Annotated in this window: 2 protein-coding genes; one reads left to right on the plus strand and one right to left on the minus strand. The window is 67.5% G+C overall.

Features of this window, described 5'->3' with window-relative positions; genetic code table 11:
• Nucleotides 1-620: helix-turn-helix transcriptional regulator (locus tag AB0I03_RS26755; RefSeq protein ID WP_360417399.1), on the minus strand; the 620-nt coding region annotated here is incomplete at its 3' end.
• A 137-nt stretch (nucleotides 621-757) separates the two neighbouring features.
• Between AB0I03_RS26755 and AB0I03_RS26760 the strand changes: the two genes are divergently transcribed.
• The gene (locus tag AB0I03_RS26760; protein WP_073443083.1) at nucleotides 758-1114 is read left to right on the plus strand and encodes a hypothetical protein; all 357 of its coding nucleotides are present in this window, start codon (nucleotides 758-760) and stop codon (nucleotides 1112-1114) included.
• Nucleotides 1115-1255: the final 141 nt, after the last annotated feature.

Below are 1255 nucleotides of genomic sequence, written 5' to 3' on the forward strand. Positions count from 1 at the left end.
CTCTGTTGGAGCGCATGTGCCCCCACGTTGTACGGCAGGACGTGTAGGCGCAGCCGCCCCGCCTCAGTCATGTCCGCGATCCTGTGCAACTGCTCGGCCATGACCTGCGGGCCGCCGACGGGGCGCCGGAGGGCGGCCTCATCGAGCAACGTCCAGGCGACGGGCCGCATCGGCCCGTCGAGGATGCGGCGGCGTTTCGTTCGGATGACGACGAACTCATCAAGCTCCTCGGCTGTGTAGTTCGGCCGGTACGCGCGAAACAGGGCGCCTGCGTAGTCGTCGGTCTGGAGCACATCGGGGACCAACGTCAGCGCGAAGTACTGGATCAGCGTGGCTTGTTGCTCCAACTCGGCCACCGCCGCGAAATGGTCGGTGTACTTCGACTCCAGGTCCTCCAACCACCGAACGAAGAACCCGTCCGCCCCCAGCGCCTGGTCGATCCGCTGCGCGTCATCCGGTTTCGGAAGTCGCCTGCCCGCCTCGAAATGACTGATCAGCGTCGGCGAACACACCACGCGCTCGCTCAGCGCCTCCTGCGTCATGTGGGCCGCGACGCGCCGGATCCTCAGCTCCTCCCCGTACTTCTCCCTGGGGGTACGTGGCCGGCTGTCCTTGTCCATGGACTAACTCCCCGAGTTGAAAGGTACGTTGTCAGGCTCGCCCTACTACCAGCGTAGCCAGAACAGACCCCACCCTGTGAGGGAAAGACCACACAGCGTGAAGAAGCGCTGACCCCTCGCACGGAGGTTGACGACATATGACCGAGCCTGATCGAGGGCTCATGGACGGCGGGCGGCTTCTGCCGTGGTCCAGCCCGGAGGGGAAGCCCTGTTACCTCCTCGCGGGCGACGGGACCGGATACGTCTCCCGCATGGCCGACCGGGTGGAGGCGGAACAGCTCGACTCGGCGGCCCTGCTCATCGAGGAGGCCCGGCAGGTCCTTCGCGAACGGACCTGGACACCCGGCGAAATCCATCTGCTCGCGGCCGACTTGACCGCATCGCTCAGCAATGTGCGTCGGGTGGCGGTGAGCCGGGGCGCCCGCCTGCCCGCGCCCGCCGACGACTTCCCCGACCGGGCAACCGCCGAGCGGGGCGGAACCTGTCCCGCCTGAGCCGACGGGTTCGGTCCGCTAGCCGGCCGGTGCACGAGACCGCCCCGGCCGGAAAACGGGCGGCCGGTGGAACTTTCCCGTTCTGGAAACGATCAGCGCTTGACCCTGCCGCGATCGGGTCGAGAGCATCGAACCGACAGG

The sequence above is a fragment of the Glycomyces sp. NPDC021274 genome, from assembly GCF_040641195.1.
Lineage (GTDB): Bacteria > Actinomycetota > Actinomycetes > Mycobacteriales > Micromonosporaceae > Glycomyces.

Excerpts from the sequence above, each read along its gene's own strand:
- AB0I03_RS26760 (WP_073443083.1), top strand. The coding sequence starts at position 758 with ATGACCGAGCCTGATCGAGGGCTCATGGACGGCGGGCGGCTTCTGCCG.